Below are 231 nucleotides of genomic sequence, written 5' to 3' on the forward strand. Positions count from 1 at the left end.
TCGGTCGAGGATGTCGTAGGCAAAGCGGTAGCGCGCACCGTTTTCATTGGTGAGGCCGACTAAGCGGCGGGCTTTGTCGTAATGGTAGCCGAAGGTATGGCCCAGCGCATTGGTGCGTTGGGTCGGCAGACCGTCTTGGCCGTATTCGTAGGAGGTGGTGTGGCCTTCGCCGTCGGTATGGGTGGTCAAACGACCTGCAGCATCGTAGCCGAAGGTCTCTTTGCTGCCGTC

The 231-nt window shown here is 60.2% G+C and carries 1 protein-coding gene; it reads right to left on the reverse strand.

The features are described from left to right. The coding region (locus HMPREF2952_RS03855; RefSeq protein ID WP_168165179.1) for an RHS repeat domain-containing protein at positions 1-231 on the reverse strand (231 nt) is incomplete at both ends.

This window comes from Neisseria sp. HMSC068C12 (genome assembly GCF_001814095.1).
GTDB lineage: Bacteria > Pseudomonadota > Gammaproteobacteria > Burkholderiales > Neisseriaceae > Neisseria > Neisseria perflava.